The sequence below is a fragment of the Bacillus sp. LR--39 genome (genome assembly GCF_053613335.1).
In genome coordinates, this window is record NZ_JBSIOT010000003.1 from 38,219 (window position 1) to 63,805 (window position 25,587).

At 43.0% G+C, this 25,587-nt stretch carries 28 protein-coding genes and 2 pseudogenes; 12 read left to right on the top strand and 18 right to left on the bottom strand.

Annotated features, from left to right (window positions below):
* Positions 1–16 precede the first annotated feature (16 nt).
* From ACWHAR_RS15070 to ACWHAR_RS15085, 4 genes are read left to right on the top strand one after another with little or no spacing between them, the layout of a single operon-like run.
* On the top strand, positions 17–385 hold the full coding sequence (locus ACWHAR_RS15070) for a spore coat protein (RefSeq protein ID WP_032873082.1): 369 nt from the start codon (positions 17–19) through the stop codon (positions 383–385).
* 18 nt (positions 386–403) lie between these two features.
* Complete coding sequence (locus ACWHAR_RS15075) at positions 404–1,540, top strand: zinc-dependent alcohol dehydrogenase (RefSeq protein ID WP_014417028.1); 1,137 nt, start codon at positions 404–406, stop codon at positions 1,538–1,540.
* Between the two features lie 18 nt (positions 1,541–1,558).
* Positions 1,559–1,756 (top strand): hypothetical protein, encoded by a 198-nt coding sequence (locus tag ACWHAR_RS15080; RefSeq protein WP_029974162.1) that lies wholly within the window; start codon positions 1,559–1,561, stop codon positions 1,754–1,756.
* Between the two features lie 15 nt (positions 1,757–1,771).
* Positions 1,772–2,071, top strand: coding sequence for a spore coat protein (locus ACWHAR_RS15085; protein ID WP_014417026.1), 300 nt, complete (start codon positions 1,772–1,774; stop codon positions 2,069–2,071).
* Positions 2,072–2,136: 65 nt separating this feature from the next.
* Here the strand turns inward: ACWHAR_RS15085 and pdxR (ACWHAR_RS15090) are convergent, their stop codons facing one another.
* Positions 2,137–3,525, bottom strand: coding sequence for a MocR-like pyridoxine biosynthesis transcription factor PdxR (pdxR, locus tag ACWHAR_RS15090; protein WP_032873080.1), 1,389 nt, complete (start codon positions 3,523–3,525; stop codon positions 2,137–2,139).
* Positions 3,526–3,653: 128 nt separating this feature from the next.
* Between pdxR (ACWHAR_RS15090) and ACWHAR_RS15095 the strand changes: the two genes are divergently transcribed.
* Positions 3,654–4,538 (top strand): DMT family transporter, encoded by an 885-nt coding sequence (locus ACWHAR_RS15095; RefSeq protein WP_032873078.1) that lies wholly within the window; start codon positions 3,654–3,656, stop codon positions 4,536–4,538.
* Positions 4,539–4,615: 77 nt separating this feature from the next.
* Here the strand turns inward: ACWHAR_RS15095 and ACWHAR_RS15100 are convergent, their stop codons facing one another.
* Positions 4,616–5,194 (bottom strand): TetR/AcrR family transcriptional regulator, encoded by a 579-nt coding sequence (locus ACWHAR_RS15100; protein WP_007409331.1) that lies wholly within the window; start codon positions 5,192–5,194, stop codon positions 4,616–4,618.
* 258 nt (positions 5,195–5,452) lie between these two features.
* On the opposite strand from ACWHAR_RS15100, the gene ACWHAR_RS15105 reads away from it, so the two are divergent.
* Both ACWHAR_RS15105 and ACWHAR_RS15110 read left to right on the top strand, forming a co-directional pair.
* A complete protein-coding gene (locus ACWHAR_RS15105; protein ID WP_032873076.1) occupies positions 5,453–6,643 on the top strand; it encodes an MFS transporter in 1,191 nt (396 codons plus the stop codon).
* 214 nt (positions 6,644–6,857) lie between these two features.
* Positions 6,858–7,220, top strand: a complete 363-nt coding sequence (locus ACWHAR_RS15110; RefSeq protein WP_032873073.1) for a hypothetical protein — start codon at positions 6,858–6,860, stop codon at positions 7,218–7,220.
* Positions 7,221–7,267: 47 nt separating this feature from the next.
* Here the strand turns inward: ACWHAR_RS15110 and ACWHAR_RS15115 are convergent, their stop codons facing one another.
* Positions 7,268–7,888, bottom strand: coding sequence for an FMN-binding negative transcriptional regulator (locus ACWHAR_RS15115; RefSeq protein WP_007609692.1), 621 nt, complete (start codon positions 7,886–7,888; stop codon positions 7,268–7,270).
* A gap of 118 nt (positions 7,889–8,006) precedes the next feature.
* Between ACWHAR_RS15115 and pdxR (ACWHAR_RS15120) the strand changes: the two genes are divergently transcribed.
* Entirely contained in the window at positions 8,007–9,389 is a 1,383-nt protein-coding gene (gene pdxR / locus ACWHAR_RS15120) for a MocR-like pyridoxine biosynthesis transcription factor PdxR (protein ID WP_032873071.1), read from the top strand.
* Positions 9,390–9,419: 30 nt separating this feature from the next.
* Here pdxR (ACWHAR_RS15120) and ACWHAR_RS15125 read toward each other — a convergent pair whose 3' ends face one another.
* Both ACWHAR_RS15125 and ACWHAR_RS15130 read right to left on the bottom strand, forming a co-directional pair.
* Entirely contained in the window at positions 9,420–10,709 is a 1,290-nt protein-coding gene (locus ACWHAR_RS15125) for a Na+/H+ antiporter NhaC family protein (RefSeq protein ID WP_032873069.1), read from the bottom strand.
* A 224-nt stretch (positions 10,710–10,933) separates the two neighbouring features.
* A complete protein-coding gene (locus ACWHAR_RS15130) occupies positions 10,934–11,338 on the bottom strand; it encodes a MerR family transcriptional regulator (protein WP_032873067.1) in 405 nt (134 codons plus the stop codon).
* A gap of 159 nt (positions 11,339–11,497) precedes the next feature.
* Between ACWHAR_RS15130 and ACWHAR_RS15135 the strand changes: the two genes are divergently transcribed.
* Positions 11,498–12,547 (top strand): NAD(P)-dependent alcohol dehydrogenase, encoded by a 1,050-nt coding sequence (locus ACWHAR_RS15135; protein WP_032873065.1) that lies wholly within the window; start codon positions 11,498–11,500, stop codon positions 12,545–12,547.
* 58 nt (positions 12,548–12,605) lie between these two features.
* Here ACWHAR_RS15135 and ACWHAR_RS15140 read toward each other — a convergent pair whose 3' ends face one another.
* From ACWHAR_RS15140 to ACWHAR_RS15160, 5 genes and pseudogenes are all read right to left on the bottom strand, one after another.
* A complete protein-coding gene (locus ACWHAR_RS15140) occupies positions 12,606–13,568 on the bottom strand; it encodes an arsenic resistance protein (RefSeq protein ID WP_032873063.1) in 963 nt (320 codons plus the stop codon).
* A 114-nt stretch (positions 13,569–13,682) separates the two neighbouring features.
* Positions 13,683–14,066 (bottom strand): hypothetical protein, encoded by a 384-nt coding sequence (locus ACWHAR_RS15145; RefSeq protein WP_032873060.1) that lies wholly within the window; start codon positions 14,064–14,066, stop codon positions 13,683–13,685.
* 110 nt (positions 14,067–14,176) lie between these two features.
* Positions 14,177–15,226, bottom strand: coding sequence for a Cfr family 23S rRNA (adenine(2503)-C(8))-methyltransferase (locus ACWHAR_RS15150; RefSeq protein ID WP_032873058.1), 1,050 nt, complete (start codon positions 15,224–15,226; stop codon positions 14,177–14,179).
* 155 nt (positions 15,227–15,381) lie between these two features.
* Complete coding sequence (locus ACWHAR_RS15155) at positions 15,382–15,579, bottom strand: hypothetical protein (RefSeq protein WP_108017287.1); 198 nt, start codon at positions 15,577–15,579, stop codon at positions 15,382–15,384.
* 143 nt (positions 15,580–15,722) lie between these two features.
* A pseudogene (locus ACWHAR_RS15160) lies at positions 15,723–16,517 on the bottom strand (dihydrodipicolinate synthase family protein).
* Positions 16,518–16,764: 247 nt separating this feature from the next.
* Here ACWHAR_RS15160 and ACWHAR_RS15165 point away from each other — a divergent pair.
* Entirely contained in the window at positions 16,765–17,259 is a 495-nt protein-coding gene (locus tag ACWHAR_RS15165) for a DinB family protein (RefSeq protein ID WP_370465914.1), read from the top strand.
* Between the two features lie 258 nt (positions 17,260–17,517).
* Here ACWHAR_RS15165 and ACWHAR_RS15170 read toward each other — a convergent pair whose 3' ends face one another.
* On the bottom strand, positions 17,518–18,051 hold the full coding sequence (locus tag ACWHAR_RS15170) for a cupin domain-containing protein (RefSeq protein ID WP_032873054.1): 534 nt from the start codon (positions 18,049–18,051) through the stop codon (positions 17,518–17,520).
* Positions 18,052–18,455: 404 nt separating this feature from the next.
* Between ACWHAR_RS15170 and ACWHAR_RS15175 the strand changes: the two genes are divergently transcribed.
* Complete coding sequence (locus tag ACWHAR_RS15175) at positions 18,456–19,157, top strand: hypothetical protein (protein ID WP_223204431.1); 702 nt, start codon at positions 18,456–18,458, stop codon at positions 19,155–19,157.
* 98 nt (positions 19,158–19,255) lie between these two features.
* On the opposite strand, the gene ACWHAR_RS15180 is transcribed toward ACWHAR_RS15175, so the two are convergent.
* The gene (locus tag ACWHAR_RS15180) at positions 19,256–20,293 is read right to left on the bottom strand and encodes a flavin-containing monooxygenase (RefSeq protein WP_032873051.1); all 1,038 of its coding nucleotides are present in this window, start codon (positions 20,291–20,293) and stop codon (positions 19,256–19,258) included.
* 55 nt (positions 20,294–20,348) lie between these two features.
* Complete coding sequence (locus ACWHAR_RS15185) at positions 20,349–21,290, bottom strand: cation diffusion facilitator family transporter (protein WP_032873049.1); 942 nt, start codon at positions 21,288–21,290, stop codon at positions 20,349–20,351.
* 192 nt (positions 21,291–21,482) lie between these two features.
* Here ACWHAR_RS15185 and ACWHAR_RS15190 point away from each other — a divergent pair.
* A pseudogene (locus ACWHAR_RS15190) lies at positions 21,483–21,890 on the top strand (VOC family protein).
* Positions 21,891–21,996: 106 nt separating this feature from the next.
* Here the strand turns inward: ACWHAR_RS15190 and ACWHAR_RS15195 are convergent.
* From ACWHAR_RS15195 to ACWHAR_RS15215, 5 genes are all read right to left on the bottom strand, one after another.
* Positions 21,997–23,343, bottom strand: coding sequence for an FAD-binding oxidoreductase (locus tag ACWHAR_RS15195; protein WP_032873047.1), 1,347 nt, complete (start codon positions 23,341–23,343; stop codon positions 21,997–21,999).
* A gap of 399 nt (positions 23,344–23,742) precedes the next feature.
* Entirely contained in the window at positions 23,743–24,042 is a 300-nt protein-coding gene (locus tag ACWHAR_RS15200) for a hypothetical protein (RefSeq protein WP_032873045.1), read from the bottom strand.
* A 250-nt stretch (positions 24,043–24,292) separates the two neighbouring features.
* Positions 24,293–24,478, bottom strand: a complete 186-nt coding sequence (locus ACWHAR_RS15205; protein ID WP_017419203.1) for a hypothetical protein — start codon at positions 24,476–24,478, stop codon at positions 24,293–24,295.
* Between the two features lie 162 nt (positions 24,479–24,640).
* Positions 24,641–25,006, bottom strand: coding sequence for a cupin domain-containing protein (locus tag ACWHAR_RS15210; RefSeq protein ID WP_017419204.1), 366 nt, complete (start codon positions 25,004–25,006; stop codon positions 24,641–24,643).
* Between the two features lie 35 nt (positions 25,007–25,041).
* Positions 25,042–25,518, bottom strand: coding sequence for a DinB family protein (locus ACWHAR_RS15215; protein WP_007609648.1), 477 nt, complete (start codon positions 25,516–25,518; stop codon positions 25,042–25,044).
* Positions 25,519–25,587 lie beyond the last annotated feature (69 nt).

Genomic DNA, 25,587 nt, shown 5'->3' on the forward strand with positions numbered 1-25,587 from the left:
AGGAAGGTAAGCATCGTTGAATCATGACCATTTAGATCCAATCAATTCATTACACGTCCCTGAACTCGCAGATATGACATTCGCAATGGATTTTCTTTTACGGGCAAAAGAAGGCGTCAGAAATACCGCCGTCGCTTTAACAGAAACCGCTTCACCTGATGTAAGAGCTTTGCTGCGCAAACAGCTCATGCAGGGAATCGCGATGCATCAGGAGATAACAGACTTGATGGTCAGCAAAAAGTGGTTTCACCCGCATGATCTGAGCGAACAGTATAAATTGGATCAGCTCTCTGCGAAAAATACCCTCATGGTCGGAAGCATGAACCTGTTTCCCGTTGAAACAAACAGAAAAGGGATGTTTGACCGCACACCTGATGAACACTAACACTGGAGGTATTACAGCATGAAGGCCGTAACGTATCAAGGAGTGAAAAACGTCGTTGTCAAAGACGTGCCTGATCCGAAGATTGAAAAACACGATGACATGATTATAAAAGTCACAAGTACGGCAATTTGCGGATCAGATTTACATTTAATCCACGGACTCATCCCGAATTTGCAGGAAGACTACATCATCGGCCATGAACCGATGGGCATCGTGGAAGAAACCGGTCCCGGCGTGACGAAAGTCAAAAAAGGCGACCGCGTCATTATTCCTTTTAATATCGCCTGCGGAGAATGCGTTTATTGTAAAAATCACCTGGAAAGCCAATGTGATCAATCAAATGAGAACGGCGATATAGGCGCTTATTTCGGCTATTCAGGAAATGCCGGCGGCTATCCGGGAGGCCAGGCGGAGTATTTGCGCGTTCCATTTGCGAACTTTACTCATTTTAAAGTTCCCGAAACATGCGAAGAACCGGATGAGAAACTGAGTGTTATTTCCGATGCGATGACAACCGGCTTTTGGAGCGTTGACAATGCCGGCGTAAAAGAAGGCGATACAGTTATCGTTCTCGGCTGCGGGCCCGTGGGCCTTTTCGCTCAAAAATTCTGCTGGTTAAAGGGAGCGAAACGCGTAATAGCCGTAGACTATGTCAACTACCGTCTCCAGCATGCGAAACGGACGAATAAAGTGGAAATCGTGAACTTCGAAGACCACGAAAATACGGGCAGCTACCTGAAGGAAATCACCAAAGGCGGCGCTGATGTGGTCATTGACGCCGTCGGCATGGACGGAAAAATGACGGATCTTGAGTTCCTCGCCAGCGGATTAAAACTTCAGGGCGGGGCGATGAGCGCATTGGTCATCGCGTCCCAAGCGGTGCGAAAAGGCGGAACGATCCAGATTACGGGTGTGTACGGCGGCAGATACAACGGGTTTCCCCTTGGCGATATCATGCAGCGAAACGTCAATATCCGATCAGGACAAGCTCCGGTCATCCACTATATGCCGTATATGTTTGAACTGGTGTCAACCGGCAAAATTGATCCGGGCGATGTTGTAAGCCATGTCATTCCGCTTAGTGAAGCGAAGCACGGCTATGAGATGTTTGACACGAAAACAGATGATTGTATTAAAGTTGTACTCAAACCTTAAAGAACGGAGGCTACAGAAATGACCAGCGCCTTACATGAATTACTCGAAATTCAGGAGATGGCTTCTTTTAAGTCACTTTGTCTGACGAAATCTAAAACCATGAAAGCGCTCGTATCCGATCCGCAGCTGAAAGAAATCATGCAGCAGGATGTGGATACATCAACAAGGCAATTGCAGGAATTTGCCTCAATTTTATCTGATGCACAGCATGAATGAGGAGATGAATGACGAATGAATCCGATTATTGAATACTTGACGGGAATGAATGCGCTGACAGACCAAATTGTCGCAATGGATTTATTGAATTCGGCAAAAAGCGGTGTCAGGAACTATGCGATGGCGGCGACGGAAGCCGGAACGCCTGAAGTGAAAGCGATCCTCACCCGGCACTTAGAAGAAGCCCTTGACATGCACGAGCAAATCTCACGCTATATGATGGAAAAAGGCTGGTATCACCCGTGGAACACAAATGAACAAGTCCGGCTCAATTTGCAAAATATTGATACTGCGCTCCGCCTGCCCGTCCTATAAATCGTTTTGCTGCTGAGACAGCACCCCTGACTCAAGCTTCAGTATTTCAAACTGAGAGCTGCCTTTTACAGCACCCAGGCAGCTCTCAGTTTTTTTATGCCTTCTTGTATATCGGTTTCAGAAACCCCCGCGAATCCGAGGGAAACTGTTTTTTCAGGGACCTGTTTTTGATAGGTAAGAGACACGGGATAGATTTTGACGCCTTGTTCCTCCGCCTTTTCAATCAGCTCTTTTTCGCTGAAAGGCAGATGAACGTCAAGTAAAATCCGCAGCCCGGAATTTTCTCCGCGAATCCTGACGTATTGTCCCAGCTCGCGCCGCACGGCCTCTAATAATACCGCTCTTTTTTTCCGGTACAGCTTTCTCATTCTGTTAATATGTTTCTGCCACTCTCCGCTTTTGATAAATTGAGCCAGCGTCAGCTGACTGTGGCAGGAGACGGTCTGTTTATATAAAGAAGCGATTTCCCTGCCTTTTTCGATAAGCGGCAAAGGAAGAATCATATAGCTGATGCGCAGCGAAGGAAGCAGAGATTGGGAAAACGTTCCCATATAAATGACACGGTGATGCTGATCAAGCCCCTGCAATGATGGGATCGGCTGGCCGGTGTATCTGAATTCTCCGTCATAATCATCTTCTATAATGAACGATTGATGTTCCTTCGCCCATTTCAGCAGCTGAATCCTTCTGTTTACCGGCATAATCGTTCCTAACGTAAATTGATGAGAAGGCGTGACATATACAAGACGCGGCCGCTCTTCATTCAGCTTCCGGATACAGACTCCTTCATCATCGACGGGTATCGGAATGATCTTCATGTGATTGGCTTTAAAAATCTCCCTCGCTCTCGGATAACCCGGATCTTCATATCCGATGGATAGATTTGCTTCAAATATTTTGCACAGCATTTGCAAAAGAGCAGGGTTCCCGGCGCCGACTATCACTTGTTCAGGAAGACAATTCACGCCGCGCGACTGATATAAGTACTCTGAAATGAGCGTTCTCAGTTCAAGCTCGCCCAAATCATCCCCGGGCCGATAAAGCTCATGCCCGTATTGATCTAAGCTTGCAACCATGCTTTTGCGCCATGCCGAAAAAGGAAAATGAGCGGCATCCACAGTGCCGTAGTGAAAATCAATCCATTGGCGGTCTTCCTTCGCCTTTGTTTGAACAGGCGAAGCGCCCGGCTTTTTCACATAGACGGCGTCCGAGTCATAATCGGCAAACCATCCGCTTCTCGGCTTACTGACAATATAGCCTTCGGCGGCAAGCTGTTCATAGGCACGCTCCACAGTCGTCTGACTGACGGAAAGCTGACTTGACAAAAGCCTTTTTGAAGGAAGCTTCAGTCCTTTAGGAAGACGGCCCTGATGCATATTTTCCTTAAAATGCCGATAAAGCTGCTGATAAAGCGGAATATCCAGATCTCTATTTAAAAATGGCGTGATATCCATTTTTACTCCCTCCAAACTGGCATTCTTCTTTTTATAAAAACTGGCCATTTGTATAAGGTCAATTTCAGTTTATAGTCATTATAAACTTTGAAAATGGGTTTAGAAATATATATTGGAGTGATTGGAAAATGAATAAAGCTACAAACGGCTGGATTAACGGGTTTATCGGCGTGCTCATTTTCAGCGGCTCGCTTCCCGCGACCCGCTTGGCTGTAGCGGACTTTGATCCGGTATTTCTCACCGTATGCCGCGCCGCGATAGCCGGTATATTGGCAGGCGCTCTGCTCCTCATTTTTCAGGAGAAACGCCCTGCCAAAAGCGACATCATTTCACTAATAACAGTAGCGCTCGGCGTCGTGATCGGTTTCCCGCTGCTTACAGCATTAGCGCTTCAGCATGTCACATCCGCTCATGCCATTGTCTACATCGGGCTTCTTCCGCTTGCGACGGCGATCTTCGGCGTCCTGCGCGGAGGCGAACGGCCCAGGCCGGTCTTTTGGATTTTCTCGGCTGCCGGCAGCATCCTCGTAGCCGGATATGCTCTGCTGCAAGGAGGAGAATCCTCTCCGCTCGGTGATACGTACATGATCGCTTCGATTATCGTGTGCGGTCTCGGTTATGCCGAAGGCGCCCGCCTCTCCCGGCGGCTTGGCAACTGGCAGGTAATCTCTTGGGCACTCGTTTTATCGCTTCCCCTTATGTTCATCCTGTCTTTCTGCTTCATGCCGGACTCATGGTCAAACATCGGCGCGCCCGCACTGCTCAGTCTTGCATATGTCTCAATATTCAGCATGCTGATCGGCTTCGTATTCTGGTATCGCGGACTCGCCCAGGGAGGCATCGCCGCGGTCGGACAGCTGCAGCTTCTGCAGCCTTTCTTCGGACTGTTACTGGCCGCCATGATTCTCCATGAAAAAGCAGGATGGGAACTTGCGGCGGTGAATGCCGGCGTTATCGCTTGCGTGGCGGCCGCCCGGCGGTTCGCAAATCAATCAGAAAAGGCCGAACAATGAACTTGTTCGGCCTTTTGATTATGTTCCGCCCATAGGCAGCAAAAGTCTGCATCTCTTTCACATGATCCGGGTATTTTTCAGGCAGGCTGAACTCCCTTAAACGCACTCATCACCAGATCATGCACATAAGAATCATTCACCTCATCACCTGTAATAAGCAGACGATAGAAAATCGGTCCGTAAATGAGATCGATGCTAACGTCAATATCAAGATTCTCTCTTAATTCACCTTTTTGAATTCCCTTTTCCAGAAGGCCTTTCGCTTGGAGGCGGCGGGGCTTGAAAAATCGCGTGCGATATTCTTCCGCCAATTTTGCATCCAGCTGCCCCGCACCGATTAATTCCTTAATAACGGTTCCTTCCCGGCTCGTCAAAAACCTTGCTAAATTCGTGGCGTGGGTCAATATATCTTGCACTGTTGATCCTGTATCGGGCACAGGCAGTCTGTCCGTAGCGGTCGAAAGAAAGCTGTCCATGATAACGGCAGCCTTGTTTGACCACCATTTATAAATCGTTGCCTTACTCACTTTGGCACGCTCAGCAATTTTATCGACTGTCACCGCGTCAAAGCCATTTTCCAACAATAGGTCATACGCTGCAGAAAGAATTGCCTTATGTGTTCCTTCATCGCGCGGCCGCCCTCGTTTACTCTGCACATGAATCATTCCTTCCCGAATTATAAACGATACGTTCAGTATACTTAACCTGTATAAAAAAAGAAAACAGAAACCCATTTACAAAACTGAACGTTTAGTATATCATTTGCTTATAATAAAACTAAACGTTTAGTTTACAAAATAACTTGAGGGAAATCTTGATGAAACACAGACTCCAAAAGCCTCTGCGTAAAGGAGATGAATCAGCAAATCATTTATCAAGCATCATAAAAACCACTTAAAAAGGAGTTCATTCATATGGCTAAAGAAAACAAACAAACAGCAGATCAGGGAATTTCACCTGGTTTAACCCTTCTTCTCGCAACGGCATGCGGTATCATTGTCGCTAATCTTTATTATGCACAGCCCTTGGCAGGATTCATTAGTGCGGCAATCGGGCTTTCTCCAAGCAGCGCCGGATTAATTGTCACGCTGACTCAAATCGGATACGTTGCCGGCTTACTGTTTCTCGTCCCTTTGGGAGACATTATCGAAAACAAAAAACTTGTCGTTGTATCGCTCCTTCTAAGCGCAGCCGCTTTGACACTGACAGCATTTGTGAAGCATGGAACACTGTTTTTAGCTGCTGCGTTTTTCATCGGACTGGGATCAATCGCGGCCCAAGTGCTAGTTCCGTTCGCATCATACCTTGCACCAGATGCCGCACGCGGCCGGGTTGTCGGCAATGTGATGAGCGGCCTGCTGCTCGGTATTATGCTTTCCCGTCCGATATCCAGCCTGGTCGCTGATATATGGGGGTGGAATGCCATATTTGCTTTATCCGCCGCGTTAAGTGTTGTCCTGGCAATCATCTTATCAAAAGTGCTTCCTGCCAGAAAACCAACAGCAAACACAAGCTACACCGTCTTACTCGGTTCAATGTGGAAGCTGCTGCGCACGACTCCGGTCTTACGCCGCCGTGCCATTTATCATGCGTTTGTATTTGGAGCTTTCAGCTTATTCTGGACGACTGTGCCTTTATTATTGTCCGGTCCTGCTTTTCATTTTTCTCAAAAGGCAATCGCGCTGTATGCATTAGCGGGCATTGCGGGTGCAGCGGCTGCACCGATAGGCGGCCGTCTGGCTGATCGCGGCTTGACCCGGCTTGCCACCGGAATCGCTCTCGGTGTTGTCATCATTTCTTTATTACTCCCGCTCATAATTCAGAGCAGCTCCCCCGTCGGAATAGCAGTTCTGGTGGCCGCAGCTATCCTGTTGGATATGGGGGTATCTGCCAATCTCGTACTCAGTCAGCGTGCCATTTTTTCGTTGGCACCTGAATTTCGCAGCCGATTAAACGGATTATTTATGGCAATCTTCTTTCTGGGCGGTGCTATAGGATCATCAATCGGAGGATGGGCATACGCCTCAGGCGGGTGGAGTATCACATTATGGATTGGAATCGCTTTTCCGGTCATAGCATTGCTTTATTTCACCACGGAGAAATAAGCCTTTCCCCAAAAATAAGCCGTCAGGACCAAGCTGACAGCTTTTTTTGGTGTATTCTTCTTTACATCCATCCGAACAAAAAATCCGGATTCATGAAAAGATAATATTGATTCTTTACGCCCCGCTCATATAGCCGGACTTCCAATTCTTTCAGCAGCGGTAAAACCATGTCATAATATGTTAAGAAATAATTGCGCCATAGGCAGGTGAACACATGAAGAAGTATTTATATAAACACCTTTTGTTAGCTTTCGTTTCGTCCGTTTGCTTTTTATTAGTCTTTTACGTGAGTTTAAAAATGACACAAGAGGACACACCGCCGTTGTCTTCTTACCCGTTTTACCTTTTTATTTATCTGTACATAGCAGCCGGATATTTGACGGTCGGCCTTGTTTTAGCTTGTATGACTGATATCTTGAAGAACCGCTGGACATTCAATAAACCGTCTACCATTCTATTGAAACTTATCGTTTACTTACTCATACCATATGCTATTTTTCATTCTTTCTTCATTTTAATGGCGCCGTTGATTTATGTGCTGTTTGAGTCGTTATTCATCCTGAGAAAAGCTTCATAACCTGAAAAAACATACCGCATGCTGCCGGTATGTTTTTAATATGCTTGTCAGTTGTTCGCAGTGATCCGTTTGATGTTTTCTTCCATCAAGCCGGAAATGAGCTGTTCGTTTGTATGAGGAATCTGTTTGAGCTGTTGTACGACCAGCCCTTGTCTTGCAGCTGAATGATTTTGACTCAGCTTTGCTTTCCCCTCTATTTTGCTGACTTTGATTTTAAAGCCTTTTACCCCTTTGTTCATGCCTGCCAGCAATTTCGCATCGACATCCTCTAATTTGTACGGGCTATCGGGGCTTTCGTATTTCAATACGAGATCACTCATCGACTGCACGGTTTCTTCCTCATCCAAAAGCTCCGCCTCTCCGTAAACATGAACCGCCACATAATTCCAAGTGGGTACAGCCTGATTCGTCTCATACCATTTAGGCGAGATATAACAATGAGGCCCTTGAAAAACGGCTAACACGTTTTGGCCATCAATCTCTTTCCATTGGGGGTTCGGCAATGCAAAATGACCGTATAAGCATTCGTTATTCTTACTCATCATCAATGGCAGGTGGGTCGCATACGGCATGCCTTCCGCTGTTGAAAACAATGCTGCGAAACCATACTCTTTGATTACATCGCACGCTTCAGCTTCACTCAGCTGAAATGGAGCGGGAATATACATACAAAACTCTCCTCTCTGAACATGGATTGATAAAGCGCTTTCCGCTATAATAAGATATCAACTGACATTTAAAAAGGTACAGTTTTGAATAAATATACATGTCAGAGGAGAACATCTGATGAAAAATATGATTTTCGCTTTCGGAAGCGACACCCCGAAATACAAACAAATTTACGAGCAATTTAAAACATTGATTGAGCAGGGAAATATTCAGGCAGATGAGCGGCTGCCTTCGATTCGGGAACTGGCAGATTCCCTGCGGGTAAGCCGTAATACAACGCTGATGGCTTATGATCTTCTTTTAGCGGAGGGATACATTCGCGGAGAAACACGCAAAGGTTATTTTGTAAATGAAGTAGAACCTTCTATATTTCAAAAAGAAAACGATGTTGTTTACGCTGAAAAATCCGAATCAACTCAGCCGGTTCTGATTGATTTTCGCGCCGGAGCCGTCGATCAAAAGCATTTTCCTCTGAAAACATGGAGAAAATTATACAATCAAGTTTTGACATCAGAGAAAAGCTTCCTGTACGGTGAACCGTTCGGCGAGAGAGACCTGCGTGAACAAATTGCCGCTTATCTCTTGGAATCCCGCGGAGTGAAAACAGATGCGGATTCCATTATCATCGGCAGCAGCACCCAGCAGTTGCTGATATATCTCAGCCGGATTCTGAAAGAGGATTTTTCGGGAATGATCGTTGAAGACCCCGGATTTGACGGTGCCAGAGCGGCATTTCAATTTCACGGGCTTTCTCTGGAAACGATGCCTGTCTATGAAAACGGAGCTGATTTTTCTCAATTACATGCAATGAAAGAAAAATTAATCTATGTGACCCCCTCCCATCACAGCCCTTACGGCGTAAGCATGTCCATTCAGCAGCGCCAAACTCTGATCAATTGGGTGAATCATAGAGAGGGTTATATTCTTGAGGATGATTATGACAGTGAATTCCGTTACACACAGCAGCCGTTTCCCGCTCTTGCTTCCATTCAATCAGACCGGGTGATTTATTTAGGGAATTTCTCAAAATCCTTTCTTCCGGGCATCCGCATAAGCTATATGGTTTTGCCGCAGCGCCTTTTGCACCGGTATAAAAAACGGTTTATTCATTTCGAAAGCACCGCTTCTTCGCTTAACCAGCTGACCATGGCTGAATTGATGAAGGCCGGTGAATGGACCCGCCATATTAAGCGCATGCGCATTGTTTACAGGCGAAAAATGCAGCACTTGATTTCACATGTAAAGCAGCAGTTCGGCGATCATGTGACGATCATCGGCGAGCAGTCGGGATTGTATATATTGGTGAGAGTTCACCTGAATTATACAGAAGAAACATTAATCGAACGCGCTTTTCAGTACGGAGTGAAGGTATATCCTACCGCCGTTTATTTCGTTGCCGAAAAACCCGAACCGCCGATCATAAAGCTAGGTTTCGCCCATCTCGATACGGATCAGATCACACAGGGCGTACAGCTTTTGAGAAATGCTTGGCTGTCATGAAAGAAAAAAGGCGCCGAACGGCGCCTTTTGTTATCTATTATTTCTTGTGAATTTCGGCAGTCCAAATATGATGGCGGCGATGCCGCAGATTCCGATTAAAACGGGATAGAAAGAGTATGGCAGGATGCTGACGGGTGAAATATTCCCGAATTTCCCGGCTGATAACAGCTGCGCGCCGTAAGGAATCAATCCTTGAATCATGCAAGAAAAGATATCCAGAATACTTGCCGATTTTCTGTTGTCGATGTTGAATTTATCAGCGATATTCTTTGCAATCGGCCCGGCTGCGATAATCGAGATCGTATTATTGGCCGCAGCCAGATTCGTCACGCTGACCAGTCCGGCAATGCCGGCCTCGGCGCCTTTTTTCGAACGGATTCGTTTCGTGATGAACTCCAGTAAAAAGTCGATCCCGCCGTTTTGTTTCATCACGCCGACCATCCCGCCGATCAGCATGGACAGGATGATCAGATCGCTCATTCCGGCAATTCCATCCGTAATCGCCTTAAAATAAGAGTCAAGCGTCAGGCTCCCGCCCGCTAATCCGATGATTCCCGTCAAAACCAATCCGCCGAATATGACAGCCATCACATTAATACCTATTAACGCAAAAACTAGCACGGCGACATAAGGAAGCACCTTAATCCAGTTGTAAGATTCAGCACCCGTATGGCCGGCGTGGCCTGCCGGAATAAAAAATAAGATAATAACAGTCACAATGGCAGCAGGCAAAACAATCAGAAAGTTTGTTTTGAATTTATCCATCATTTGTGTTTTTTGCGTCCGGACTGACGCGATGGTCGTATCGGAAATAAAAGAAAGATTATCTCCGAACATAGCTCCGCCGACCACAGCCGCCATCGTAATCGCGCCGGAGATGCCAAGCTCTCCGCTCAAGCCCGCGCTGATCGGCGCAACCGCCGCAATCGTGCCCATTGATGTTCCCATCGATATAGAAATAAAACAAGCAATGATAAACAGCCCCGGCAGCAAAAACTGCTGCGGAATAACGCTCAAAGCAAGATTGACAGTTGAATGCACCGCCCCCATCGCTTCAGCCGCTGAAGCAAAGGCACCTGCCAATATAAAAATCATAACCATAATGATAATATCAGGATGTCCCGCACCGGAAGCGAACCATTCTATTTTTTGATTGAGCGATTTCTTCCGGTTAAATAACAGCGCAAAAGCTGACGCAATGATCGCGGCAATCAAGATCGGCAATTTATAAAAATCTCCGGTCACCAGACCAGAGCCGACAAAAAGCCCTACGAATAAGACTAAAGGCAATAACGCCCAAGGGTTCTTTTTATTGTTCATCTGGGTAAACCACCTCTTTTCAGCATTAAAGTCGCTAATCACAGTCTAAGCAACATTTCACACTTTAAAAGTCTGCAGTAAAAAAGTCAAGCTGAAAAAAGGATAAGTAATGATTGATAAGATAGAAAAAGCTGTTTTGTTTCCTCTCTTTAGAAAATAAAAAAAACCAAGGCTCGTTTCCCTTGGTACATTTCATGCGGCCCGGCGTCCGGGACACCTTCTCTTCATTCAGAAATACATTCAGCTTTCAATCTGTTTTTAAGTTTCGCTTCATTTTCAAGGATATCTTCGTAATCCTCAATCTTCCTGTTTAATCGTTTTATGGTTTCATCAATTTCCCTCTGTTTCTCCGTCAGCCTTTTCCTTTCATTTATCAGGATGTTTTTTCGGGGTTCGATCGTATGATCGGCTCCTTCAATAAATAAAGCGGTATATTCAATCAGCGCCTCAATCGACAGCCCGGCACTTCTCATGCATTTTATAAATTGAATCCAATTCACATCATCTTCGTCATAAACGCGGATGCCGCTTTCATCGCGTTTTACCGGAGGAATCAGTCCTATACTTTCATAATACCTAAGCGTTGCGGCTGATAACTCAACCTGCTTTGCAGCCTGCACAATCTTCATATTCTTACCACCCGTCCTTCATACCTTTCATAAGCGTGCCATTATAGGATATCATTTCATAAAAAAATAAACCAAACTCCTTGACTTAAAGTCCGCTTTAACATTTAAAGTAAAATCGAACAGAGGATTCATCACTTTATCTTGGAAAGGAAGATAACCATGTGTAATAGTCATCCGACTCGTGTATTAAGCGCTCCGCATGCAAAAGCTAAATTTGAGCGGACGATGATTGAGAGAAGAGCATTACGGCCGCACGATATCCTGATTGATATTAAGTACAGCGGGATTTGTCACTCAGACATCCACAGCGCATTCGATGAATGGGGCGGCGGAATCTTTCCGATGGTTCCCGGGCACGAAATTGCCGGAGTTGTGGAAGCCGTGGGTGAAGAAGTCACCACATTTGCCGTCGGCGACCGTGTGGGTGTCGGCTGTTTTGTAGACTCCTGCGGGGAATGTGAATACTGCCTTAACGGAGACGAACAATATTGCACAAAAGGCGTTGTTCAAACTTATAATAACCTGGACTACGACGGAAACCCTACGTACGGCGGCTACAGCCAGAAAATAGTTGTCACTGACAGATTCGTTGTCCGGATTCCGGATCAGCTGGATTTGGATGCTGCCAGCCCGCTATTGTGCGCGGGCATTACCACCTATTCTCCGCTGAAACACTGGAATGCCGGCCCCGGCAAAAAAGTGGCGATTGTCGGAATGGGCGGGCTCGGACATTTAGCCGTTCAATTCGCGCACGCTTTAGGCGCAGAGGTCACCGTCCTCAGCCGCTCAATGAACAAAAAAGACGAAGCGCTTGAATTTGGAGCCGATCATTACTTTGCAACAAGCGATCCGGATACATTTACTGAACTGGGCGGACGTTTTGATCTTATTTTAAATACAGTATCCGCGAACCTTGACGTAGATGCCTACTTATCTCTGCTTCGAATTGACGGTACATTGGTAAATGTGGGAGCGCCAGCTAAGCCGGACTCATACAGTGTGTTCTCCTTAATCACGGGCCGCCGCAGCATTGCGGGTTCACTCGTCGGCGGTATTCCGCAGACTCAGGAGATGCTTGATTTCGCCGCCGAGCACGGCATTGCTCCTAAAATTGAAGTGATACCCGCCAATCAAGTCGACGAAGCGTACGAACGGGTTCTCCGAAGCGATGTCCGCTACCGTTTCGTCATTGATATTTCAACTTTATAATCGATATAAAAAACATACCAATATTTGTTGGTATGTTTTTTCCTGTTCAGATTATTTTTTATTTCAGCAGCCATCCGGGCACCGCTTTTATATAAACCAATTCGCCTATCAGCTCAACAATCGTCTGTGTGACGATAACAGCGACGGCTAATGAGGCCCAAGCATCCGGCAAAGCCAGCGCTAACGGAAGGACTGCGAGAGAATTTCTTGTGCCCGTGCTGAAGATCAATGCTCTTCCTTCGCCTGTATCCAGACGGAACGCATATGCGATAAACCGGGAAACAAACGGCATAATGAGCAGGAATAACAGATAGATTGGGATCACACGTATAATGATGTCAGCATCACTGATGACCTTGCCGATTTGTGTGGCGACGACCGCCAGTAAGACCAGAGCCATAAAAGGAACAGGCAGCCACGCCGTCCACTCTAACATCTTTTCTCCCGCCGGCTTCTTATCAGCCCATAATTGAGTCATCACCGCCGCGAGCAGCGGCACCGCTATTAAACATAAGAATGCTTCCAGAAACGGTTCTGCATGAACAGCTCCTATCACTTCTTTCCCGATAAACAGCCACAGGTATAACGGAAGCAATACCATCTGAAGAGCGAACAAAACCGGCGTGGAAGCCAGTATTAATCTCTCATTTCCTTTGCCGAGCTGAGTAAAGACGATGACGTAATCAATACAAGGTGTAAGTAATACCAAACAAACCCCTAATAATATAGGAGGAGATTGAGGAAAAATGGCGGTTAACACCCATACAACGACAGGTACAGCTAAGAAATTACCGATCAGTAAAGCCGCCATAAACTTGAGGTTTGACATGGCTTCCCTCAGCTTCAAGAATGGGATTTGGGCAAACATGGCATACATGAGAACAGCGATAAGCGGTGATATCGTCCATCCCCAGCGAAGTCCTGAATCTTTCCCGGCGATCCCCGCTATTCCTCCGATCACAAGAGTCACACCATATATCCAAATTTGCTGTTTTTCTAATGTCTCTCTGGTTATTTTCATTGGCTGACACCTCTTCCCCGCCCATTATACCTTCTTTTCTGCCGGAATTAAAAAACACCAAGGGTCTGTGACACTTGGTGTTTTTGGAACGCGTGTTATTGTTGTCAAAACCGCTTATGAAAGTTTACTTATGTTCTCTGTCCTGCCAACGAATAAGGTGGCCGCAACACTGGCTGAACTGACCAAAGTTCCCAGGACGGCAGCAAGAATTGTCAAAAAGCCATTGGGAATCAGAAATCCAATCGGAACGAGCCCCGCAAACGTGAGGACGATAAAACATTGATAGACTCCGGATATGATTCTCACAACCAAACTGCCAAAAAAGGACATGACGAATGGCGGAATGAACAAACATAAGATGATTCCGAGCGAGATCAATAAAATCATAGGCTCGTCAAAGGAAATGACACGATCGCCGGGAGACTCTTCAGCAGCCGCGAATACAGCAAATATAGACATTATCAGCGTAAGAAAAACAAGAAAAAACCTTTTCAGCAACGTTATGACTCCTTTTTTTATAAAAACGGTTATCTTTTTTTAAAATCACGATAACCATTTTACGTTATCAAATGAAATAATATGAAGTCAAACCGAGTTCTGCACCTGATTTATTGGTTCTTATTTTTTTGATAATTTCCATATAATTGTCCGCAAGCAGCATCTATATCAATGCCAAATTGACTTCTGACGGTCACGTTAATTCCTGCTGACTTTAATTTTTTATAGAAGTTTACAACTTGTTTCTCATTTACTTCTTCAAATCTCATAGGTGAACTAACAGTCGGGTTATATCTAATGATGTTTACATGGAACAAGTTCCCTCTCTTATATCTGCTTCTTAAAAGATTTACTACTTCATTCGCATGATCAATAGAATCATTAACTCCCGGCAGCATAATATAAGCAATATAAACTTTTCTTGAGGTCACACGTATATGCTCATCTAATGTGTCCATTACCTCCAATAACGGGAAGCGTTCATTAATCGGCATTAACTTGCTTCGCTGTTCATTAAAAGGAGAATGTAATGAAAACGTCAGGTTGACCTGCGGATAATCCTGTGTGATTTTTTTTATGCCCGGAATAATACCTATGGTCGAAATAGATAACCTGCGAGGGCTTAAAGCAAACAACTCCGGATTTGTAAGCACATGTAAAGCATCAAAAACTTGTACATTCGCTAATGCTTCTCCCATTCCCATAAAAGAAATACTGTCAATTGAATGTCCTTTTAAGTGAAAGTACAAAATTTGGTCAGTCATTTCATCTGACGTTAAATTGCGTTTCAAACCAATATCTCCTGTTGCACAAAATTTACAGCCGAAATGACAGCCGCACTGCGAGGATATACAAAATGACTCCCAACCGGCTTTATATTTCATATTAACCGTTTCTATTTTTTCGTCTCCTGAAATTTCAAATAAGACTTTTGTAACTTGCTCAGAATGCTGCACTTTTAAAGGAGCAATATTTAAAATTGACTCTCCGAACTCCTCTATTAACAATTTTCTCAAGGATTTAGGAAGAACCGTTATTTCATTGAAATGATTTATTCTCCCTTGGAATACAGCATTTTTGATTTGATTCATTCTAAAATCAGGAAATTTTTTTTGCTTCAGGAACTCTTGAATTCTTATATACTTGTTTTTTTGTTGCATGTTTTCTCATCCTTCCATAATACTCTGGTTTGTTTGAGTAAATAGAAGGGAGTGATCATCTAACCTTTTTTTAAAATCAGGCACAAAAAAACACCGACACAATTATCGGTGTTACGCTTAAATAACATCATGCACAAATAAACAAGGACATTATGTCATTGGATTACGTTTATTTGACATAGAGAAAAAGCACCGATAACTGTTTTTGTATGGTGATTTGGCTTAAAAAAGGACAGACTGCTCCCTTTATCCGCCAAGACGTTTCCAATTTTTGCGTTTTTACCATACAAAATTCCATAAATCGTTATCATCGCTTTCACCTCTTTCTTGTCAATATTAGCAATAATCACCATATCATAAGGTTTCCCTTATGTAAAGCTAAACAAATGCTTACGCCCCCGCTAATGACAGTATTATATAACTTGCTTATTAAGCCTAATCCAAGTACAGAAAGCACGCTGATCACATTTTTCACTTATCCGCGACGGAACATTTCTTATATAATGGGTGACCGGCAGCTGCCTGCTTGAATCCCAATCTTCCTATAGTGATTTTTTATATTCATGACAGTATGATGATTTGTCACTTCAGCAATCAGATCGTTTATTCGATCCAGATTAATCGGTTTATTTTCTGATAAGCTGCTGAAGCTTTCTCTGATTTCTTCAGGATAGACATTTCCGGCCATGCTTGACAGGCCGTTACACCCGTTACTCAGCATCTTCGGAAATTCAACGTCTCCTTCCGCAAACAAAATAAAGTGATCAGGGAACTCTGTTTGTTTATGACGCAGAACGTCTCCTCCTTCTTTCAGCCCCCTTATCCCGGGATGCCGGCTTATTAAGTCTTTAAGCGCTTTCTCACTCAGATTAAAACCGGTCCGGCCGGGGGTTATTATAAAGCACAGCCTCTTTAGAGGTATGACTGAGAAGTTCGTCAACGTAATAAACGGCTTGCTGCTGTGTCGGTCTTATATAAGGAGGAAAACCAATCAGTACAGAATCAATATTGGTTTTCTCGATGTGTTTCATCAGTTTGACGGCATCACTGGTTCTTACGGCTGAAACACCGAACATCAGTTCAACATCTTCAAATTTCGCTGATTAACATACTCAATGATCTGAAGACGCTCATCTATGCTGAGTGAATGCTGTTCACCAGTCGTGCCGCATATGAGTAACGAATGGATACCGCTGTTTTTCAAATGTTCGACAATAGCATCAAATCCTTCTAAATATAAACTTTCATCTTCATGAAAAGGCGTAGGGATAGCAACATTAAAATTTCGCATGAGAATGTCCTCCAAGTACATATTCTTGAATATCTGCAGAGTATCATATAACACTGTCTGACATTTAAAAAGGTACAGTTTCAGATAATTCAGCATGTCAGATGTAAAGACCGACACACAAAAAAAAGCAGGCAAAGAGAGCCTGCTTCATAGCTTCGTCTTACAGCGGCCCATTCCCTGGATTACTTGACAAATATGAGTAATAAGGCAAACTGAATATAAAAATTATGCTAATGAGGTAGGGTTAATGATTTTAGATTTAAAAGGTGAAACGCACATGGATCATCTTGTGGGAATGCTGTATTCTGCCGTTAATGAAAATTACAAGCAGGAGATCGATTATAAAGGACCAAATCAAACATACAATAGTGCAGCTCAGCTAATAAGGCACTTAGCATATGTTGATCTCAACTGGATATTCAGAATAAAGGGTGAACCGATACCAAAGCAGCTTGAAGAGAAGTATGGACCAATGTTAGATCAGAACAATAAGATCCCTTTCATTTCCGGTGTTTCATTAAAACAAATTCTCACTGATTATGAAGAAGTATTCAGCATGTTTAAGTCTGTTTGTTATCAGTTAACTGACGATCAGCTGAATCATACAGTAGATTATGAAGCAGAAAAACAAGCAACCATTCAATGGGGAATATGGCATATGGCAGACCATAATAGATATCATCAAGCTCATATTCATCAGCTTCGCAAATGGTTTGAAGAGGAACAGAAACTTCGCAGTTAAGCCGCTTATTAGGAGGAGCAAGGATAAATTTATTACATATTCCCTGCGGATTGTCTATTTTCACTGACTGCCAATCAATTAAAATGGTCAGACAAAAAACCACATTTGCTGTTGAAAAGTTGTGGAATAAAGCATCGCATCAACTGCACTATGACAAGCTGAAACGTTAATATTTTGTGTTTCAGCCATTTCATCATGCTGTCCCAATACCATTTTTTCTATAGTCTTTGCAGCAGCAAAGTCCTCTGGAATCCTATACTAATCTTCCGCAGCCGCTGCATCTGCCTTTGTCACATGAACTGTACCGAACGGATGGTTGGGAGGAGCATAAATTGAATATAGTTTTAACGGCGTATTACCCGTATTAATAACATTGTGCCAAGTGCCGGCAGGGACAACAATGGCATAATCATCATAGACATTTCTTCGGAAACTTAAATTATTTTTACTCTTGCCCATTTTAACTATCCCTCGGCCTTGCTCAATCCGTAAGAATTGATCTACGTGAGGATGGATCTCCAAACCGATATCTTCTCCAATACCAAGACTCATCAAAGTAATTTGAAAATGCTCTCCTGTCCATAGGGCCGTACGGAACGTATTGTTTTGTTTTGCGGCTTTATTGATATTCACAACAAATGGTTTTGGTCCATAATCTTTCAAAAGAAGGTTTCTATCTTCGTATGAAGGATCATAGTTATTTGGAACAGTCCAATAAACAGATCTTCCATCGCTATACATCGGTACATTCGCACAATAATAACATTGATGCGAAAAAGGTATATAATACATTTTTCATCCCCGCAATTTTAAATTTTTGTGATATTATCCTATGCTTTTTGTAATGAGAGTGTGCCACACTAAGATATTCCCTTGTTCAGCCTAAAAGACTTAAGTTAGCAGAAACGTTTTGGCCACAAAATCCGTTTGCATAAAAAATACCAAAGGTCTGCAACTCTTGGTAACACTGTTACAGCCGAGAAACTTGAACCTGCCCGGGGTATGCACTCACCAGTCCGACAACCAGAGATAGTGTGTTTTCTGGCTTGTTATTTGGGCTATTTCGACTTTTGCTTGAAAGAATTAAATTAGTGAGTCTGAACGAGGAGTAAAGGCACGCTCTCCATGTGAATCCATTTAGTTCAAACTGAATATGCGCGAACTAAAATAGTTGCACTGATGGATAATTTAGGCACATGCCCTTATCAAAAACAATCTGGGTGCATATCCTGCTCCTAAAAGTCATTCATAAAGGGAGTTTAGATATGTATTATTATTATCCGTATTATGTATATGATTACAGACAGCAGCCTGATTTAAGTCAGGCAAATCATAAAATGCGAAGCCATTTATCTGCGATTCAACAAATTCCAATACACTCATCCTCCTTTCAACAATCAATGGCTGCAGTAGTGAAACACTTGCAGGCTGTCAGCAGAGCACTCGCTCTGGGATGCGGTATGAGTTCAGAATTCAGATTTCTTCCAGACACTTGGGGATTACGAGAACTTCATATTGTACACGCGAAATACCTTACTCCGTTGAGCTATCACGTTTATTCCGCTTTAGGCGCGGCAGAGCTTCTCGCCTCCGGACAAGGCCGTGCTCCTCATTTTCCTCTTATGGTTGGCTGCATGAATTCAATACTTCGTCTATGGTCAAACTTCCCCGCAGCGATAGCAGACCTGCGAAGAGCAGCCGGTCACCAATACGCGTCATCTGTAGACGAGGCGGAAAATCTCCTAAGACCAATGGTTCCAGCTACACAACAGGCATTATCCATCAGTCAATCTGCAGTGAGTCCGGCTATTTGGCAGGCTTCCTTACGTGCCGCGCAGTTAGCTCGGGAAGTACGTCAGAATGTTGCACAATCAATGAGTCAGGGATCTTCTTATTAATTAAGCCAAAAGATTTTTTCGGCTTTACACAGTCATATAACCGGACTTATTCAACACAAAAAAGAGCAGTAAACCCGTAAGTTACTGCTCTCCTCAGTCTATCCACCGTTCATTTGTTTTACAATGTATTCAGCATCATTTCCTACACCTTGAAGCAGCGCTGAACCTCGCCTATGCTGCCAAGGCAAACCAATAAAATACAATCCTTCCACAGCTGAAACACCCCGGTGATGTATAATTCGGCCTTCCTTATCCAAAACACCTTCTATTTTCATCCAACAAAGCGGATTCTTAAAACCAGTTGCCCAAATGATATTGTTTACTTCTAATGAAGATGAGTCTTTAAAAATGATTTCATTTTGCTTTCCGGCTATGACTCTTTGTTTTAAGATGATCTTCTTCTGTCTTATCGCATGTTTTAATTCATACCCAAATATGGGGTCGCCTTTCTTTTGAATGAACTTGCCTAATATTGATGTATGACTTGCACGTAAAACTCCTAATTTATCAAACCACCAAAAGATGCTTCTTTTTCCAATCCATAAAGGGAAATAAGCCGGTTTATTACTGCAAGCCAAATATGTAACTCTTTCTTTGGATAATTCAACAGCTATCTGAGCCCCGCTATTCCCGCCGCCGACGACCAGTACATTCCCAGGCGCCAGTTGTTTTGAATGTTTATATTGTGAAGAATGTAATTGATGAATATGATCGGCTACATCCCTTGATATTGATGGAATGTTAGGGGTATGAAAAGGACCTGCGGCCATCACAAGATTCTTCGTTTGATATTCTTCCCAGCTTGTTCTTATTAAGAAATCGTTCTTTAATTTTTGGACACTTATTACTTCTGTTCGTAATTGGATCGGGATTTCAAATCTTTCAACATATTTTTTCAAATAAGCAGCAATTTCATTTTTTGAAGGGAGTCCATGCTTGTCTCCTTCAAGCTGCATTCCAGGCAAAGAGCTGTACATTCGAGAAGTAAATAAAACCAACGAGTCATACCGGTTTTTCCAGCTTTCTCCCACTTCATGACTTTTATCCAAAATGATAAACTTTTGTTTCGACTTCTTTAGATAATATCCTACTGAGATTCCTGCCTGACCAGCTCCGATTACTATTGTGTCGTACATATGAATCCCCCCCGCGGTTTTATCTTAATTGTCAGAAGACAAAGTGAGTCCCCTATTAATGATGATGATGGTCATGCGGATTCTCAGTTTGAGCCTGACAAAGAATCGTATTGTCGTGATTATGCGCTGCTGTTTCCATTTGAATGGTTACATGTGTAATGCCTTTATCTCCAAGTTCATGTTCAATTTTGCGTAAAATACTTTCGCTTTCTGAAATGGTCAGTTGATCGTTAACAACAGCGTGGCAGGAAAGAGCATTCAATCCGCTTGTGATAGACCATATGTGCAAATCATGAATGCTTTGAATTCCTTCTGTCTCTTCAATTGTATGAATGATGTCAGTGACATCGATATTTTCCGGAGTTCCTTCCATTAATACGTGAATGGAGTCTTTCGTCACATGGTAACCGCTTCTCAGAACAAGAATAGCCACAATGACACTGGCCGCTGGATCTGCCCAGCTCCACCCGAAGAAGATGATAAGGATCGCAGCCAGTATGGCACCTACAGATCCGAGCATGTCACTTATCACATGTAAGTAAGCCCCTCTTATGTTCAGGTTATTCTTTGTATCTCCGCCGTTCAGCATAATCCAAGCGACCAATATATTTACAGCTAACCCGATGATACTAATCGTCAGCATTCCGGTTGTTGCTACCTCCGGCGGATGAGAGAAACGTTTGATTGCTTCATAAATGATATAAAGGGAAATCAATATTAATGCAACACCGTTTATCACAGCTGCAAGAATCTCAAATCGTTTGTAGCCGAATGTCTTATGATGACTTGCCTTTTTTTCGGCCAATTTAAAAGCAATCAGAGCAACCATTAATGAGATTGAATCACTCAGCATATGGCCTGCATCTGATAAAAGCGCTAAACTATTGGTTAAAAATCCGCCTATCGCTTCTATTATCATATAACCTGTAATCACGATAAAAGAGATCAATAAAACCTTCTTATTAGATCTGCCAGCGTGTTTGTGATTATGACCCATAAAAATCTCCTCCTTATCTCATACACTGCATTTATTATTTCTTTTCTGTTATGAAGCATTCTAACATGGACACAAAAATAACCATATATGATTATATGCTCATATATGAATATATAGGTTCTTTACTGAAATGTCAAAATATTTTTGATGAAAATGTCCAATACTTTATATTGCTCTTAATCAATGATTGGTATGAAGCCGCGGATTACAGTAATTACTTTAGGCGCAGACACTTTAGAAAAATCGCTGCACTTCTATCAGGATGGCTTGGGTCTGCCTACAGAAGGAATAGCCTGTACAGAATTTGAACATGGCGCACAGCTGCTTTTTTTGACTTGCAAACGGGACTTGCCCTTTGGGACCGCAAAAACATCGCACATGAATCAAACGTTACGTTAACTGCTCCCAGTACTGCGGAATTTACATGAGGACATAACGTCATCAGTAAAGCTGAAGGCGATAAAGTCATAACAGGCAGGAGCAACGATAACTGATCCCGCTCATGATACTTTTTGAGGCGGATATGCCGGTCACTTCCAAGACCCCGATGGACACTTATGGGAAATCGTTTGGAATCCGCACTGGGGTATAAGTGAATAACCACATTTCAGAAATGAAAGCAACAATAAAAACACACCTGAATGTTCTGGTGTGTTCCAACAGAATGCAAACGCAGCATTTTATTTTGTTTCCCAAAACGATCAAACTATTTATACGATGGCGGGATGCTTTGCGGAAAACGGAATACATTTTCGGGATCGTATTTCGCCTTTATTCTTTGAAGCCTTGCAAAGTTTGAGCCATAATATGCTTTCCCGAAGTTCTCGATATTTTGATCCGGAACATTCACATATGAACCTGTTACATATGGTTTCATCAGCTGACGCACTCTTTCAACTGATGCAAGATTCGAAGCTTCTTGTGATTTATTTTTCCAACTGGCCGTCCATTCCGTATAAAACAATGGCCGGCGCCAATAGAAGGCTGTTTCACTGCTTGGAACTCTGCTTATCGCGCCGCCCCAATTGATAAAAAAGAAATTGGTTTCTGTCCCGGTCGCTTTTTCTAAAAATTGTCTCATTACTGCAATAGGTTCTTCCGGCCAAAGATTGAGCGCCCACGCCGAGGAGAATTTAACACTCTGATCCGATCTGCCGGGAATCGGTTCGTCAGGATCTAAGAAATCTATACAATCCGGGTAGTATAGTGTTTTGATTACTGTTTGTGCCGGCGTTCCGGCATTTAATAAAGGTTTTAATAATTGAACCAGCTCTGGTTTTGAACCGAGGAACAATCCTTCCACATGGCACAAGCCATTTACTTTGCTGTAAATCTCAAGGTAGCATCCTAATCGTTCGTCTGTAAACGGCGCCCATTTTTGCCACGCTTTAAATACCGTTTCTAACTGTTCCCACGGCCATATAATATTAAAGACGGTTGCGGTTTTAGGGGCACGGTGAACTTTGAACGTATATTGGGTGTTATATCCGAAATTGCCTCCCCCGCCGCCTCTGGAAGCCCACAGTAAATCTTCATTGCGGGATTGATTTGCTTGAATAATCCTGCCTTTGGCATCTACCATTTTCAATGCGAGAAGGTTATCGCTTATCAGGCCGATCGATCGGGAAAGCACTCCAAATCCGCCTCCCATTGTGATTCCTCCGATTCCGACGGTTGGACTGTCTCCGAACGGGGCCATAAAACCTTCCCGAGCTAAACCTTTTACAAGCGGGCCGACGTGAATGCCGGTTTGAACGGTTGCTACCGCGTTTTTTTCATCTAAGAAAACTTTATTCATGTCACTCACATCAATAACAATCCCATCACTTACCGTGGAAAGATTTTTATCCAGAGCATGGCGGCCGCTTCTGACACGCATAGGCACATTCTTCTCACGAGCCCATTTAATAGCATTACTTACATCGTATGAATTTTGTGCAAAAACAAAGACAAGCGGACAGACATCAACATAAGGGTTCCAATTCTTAACCGCCTGTGTATAGCCGGGGTCCCCTTTGAAGATGACGCGTCCCGTTAACTGTGCTGATCCCATCTATTTCACTCCCAATAAGCATTTGATTCCGATACCAGTATATGTAGGAATTGGACAAATTCTTAGACAGATGTTCTGCAAACTTATAAATAGACACATATACGCGAAGATGATTTGAAAACAAAAAAAGACAAGAGCGGCAAGCTGCCGAAACTCTTGTCTCTCCTGCCTTTTTTATCATGATAGGCACTTACATTTATTGACGTGATATCCCGACCAAACTATGGAAGTCCATAGAAAATTATGTTTGCCCTGCCATGCGTGGTTCTGCTGAGACACCGGCTGAGCAATCTTTCTGCTTGATCCCCCGACAAGAATCTTATTCTTTATCGTTTTTGCACCCCTGTACGGATAACATCAATACACATTGAATCTTATCTTTTACATGATGAAAAGCTCTTATTTTTTCTTCTTGTGCTTACGTTTGCAATCCTGTTTTTTCTCTTTCTTATGACGTTTTTTACATTTCGCTTTTGCTGCTAATTTTGCCGCTTCTACCTTTGCTTCTGCTGCTCTGGCTCTTGCTTCTTCCGCTCTTGCTATTGCCTCTTCCGCTCTGGCTCTCGCTTCTGCTTCTCTTGCTGCTTCCGCTCTTGCTTCATCGTCCGCCATATCAAAATCATGGCCAAGGTCACAGGCTTCGTTGTATGGCTTTTTCTTCTGAACGTACTGTTGATCTTCACCTTCGTTATAATACATTACGCCACTCCTTCTCTCATTTTTCAATCTTTACATACTATGTAAATAAATAACTGCAGCTTGGACTGGTATTTTGATGAACCGGCACATTTTAGGGCAATTTCCATTTATCGATGCAACAGATTCTGGATGCTTGATGAAACTTGAATGCTTTTTGACGATTATTATAAGCAGCGTAAAAGGGAGACTACGAAAAAGGATGCTGCGCGCTGCAGCATCCTTCTGTACCAACTTTTTGTGTTTTTGACTTTTAGTTTGCTTGCTGTGTTTGTTTTACTGGTTCTTTGCTAAAAAGTCCGACAATGTTCCACAAGATAATTGCAGCAGCTATGATCAAACGAGCCGTACTGACTTCTTGGTTAGTAAACAATTTATAGCCATATATTGATCCCAATGCTGCTATGCAAAAAATATTGAACCATTTACTCCAACGCAATTAGAAAACTCCTTATAAAATGATTACATTTCCAAACAATGTATTATAATATTAACAAAATTTTTCAATATTTAACCTTAAATCATTCTTAATTGGTTTTCCTGATCATTTTCTCTAATCGTCATTCAATCTTTCGGAGTTTTGATCGTTTTTTGTTACAGGCTAGACCCAGACATCATTTTCAGCTGTTTGATCAGTTATTTCCTGCCCGGTATTCACAACACCTTTAGGTTCTGCAAGCAAAATGTGACACTCTGATTCTGCATAAGGTTTATGTTCAACATTTTTCGGAATGACAAACATTTCACCTTCATTTAATTTTACTTCTCCATCACGAAATTCAATGATTAAATTACCCTTAATGACAATGAAGACTTCATCTGTTTCGTCATGCTTATGCCAAACAAAATCCCCTTGTACCTTAACAAGTTTAAATTGATAATCATTCATTTCAGCGATTACTTTTGGAGACCATTGATCTTGGAACGCAGCTAATTTCTCTTGGAAATTAATCGGTTTATATTCCATTCTTTCCCCTTCCCGTGTAAAACACAATCATTTAACTAGTCCCAAATTAAAGGCCTGTCCACTTCAGCAGTTCTGAGATAGTCTAAAAGCTGACCGGTATGTACGGACTCATGGTAAGCGATTCTTAATAACATGTCTCCTAGTTCGCGAATATATCCAACATCAGACCTGTCAATCTTTATATTTGTTAAATCTGTTTCGTTTAACGATTTGATGAATGTCAAAAACTCGGCCCGATACGGTTTTGCAAATTCTAATTCTTCGGTTACTGTGGTAAACGTTTTTGATTCATATGGGTTTTTAGATTCCTCTGAAGACTCATTCATTTGTTTTAGTAAAATGTGATGATAAAGAAATTCCGCTTCTAATACATGTCTTATCATTTCCTTACACGACATTGCTTCGGAATCCGGGCGCCAGTCCATTTTTTCCTCAGGTATAGCTGTCCATAACTTGATGCTTCGCCGTCTTACTTCTTCAAAATTTAAAATAATAAGGTCAATCGTATTCAAGTGTTTTCCCCCTTTTATTTTTAAATAATTCTCCTTCTTCCCGGAAAAAACCTCTTTAAATAAAAAACG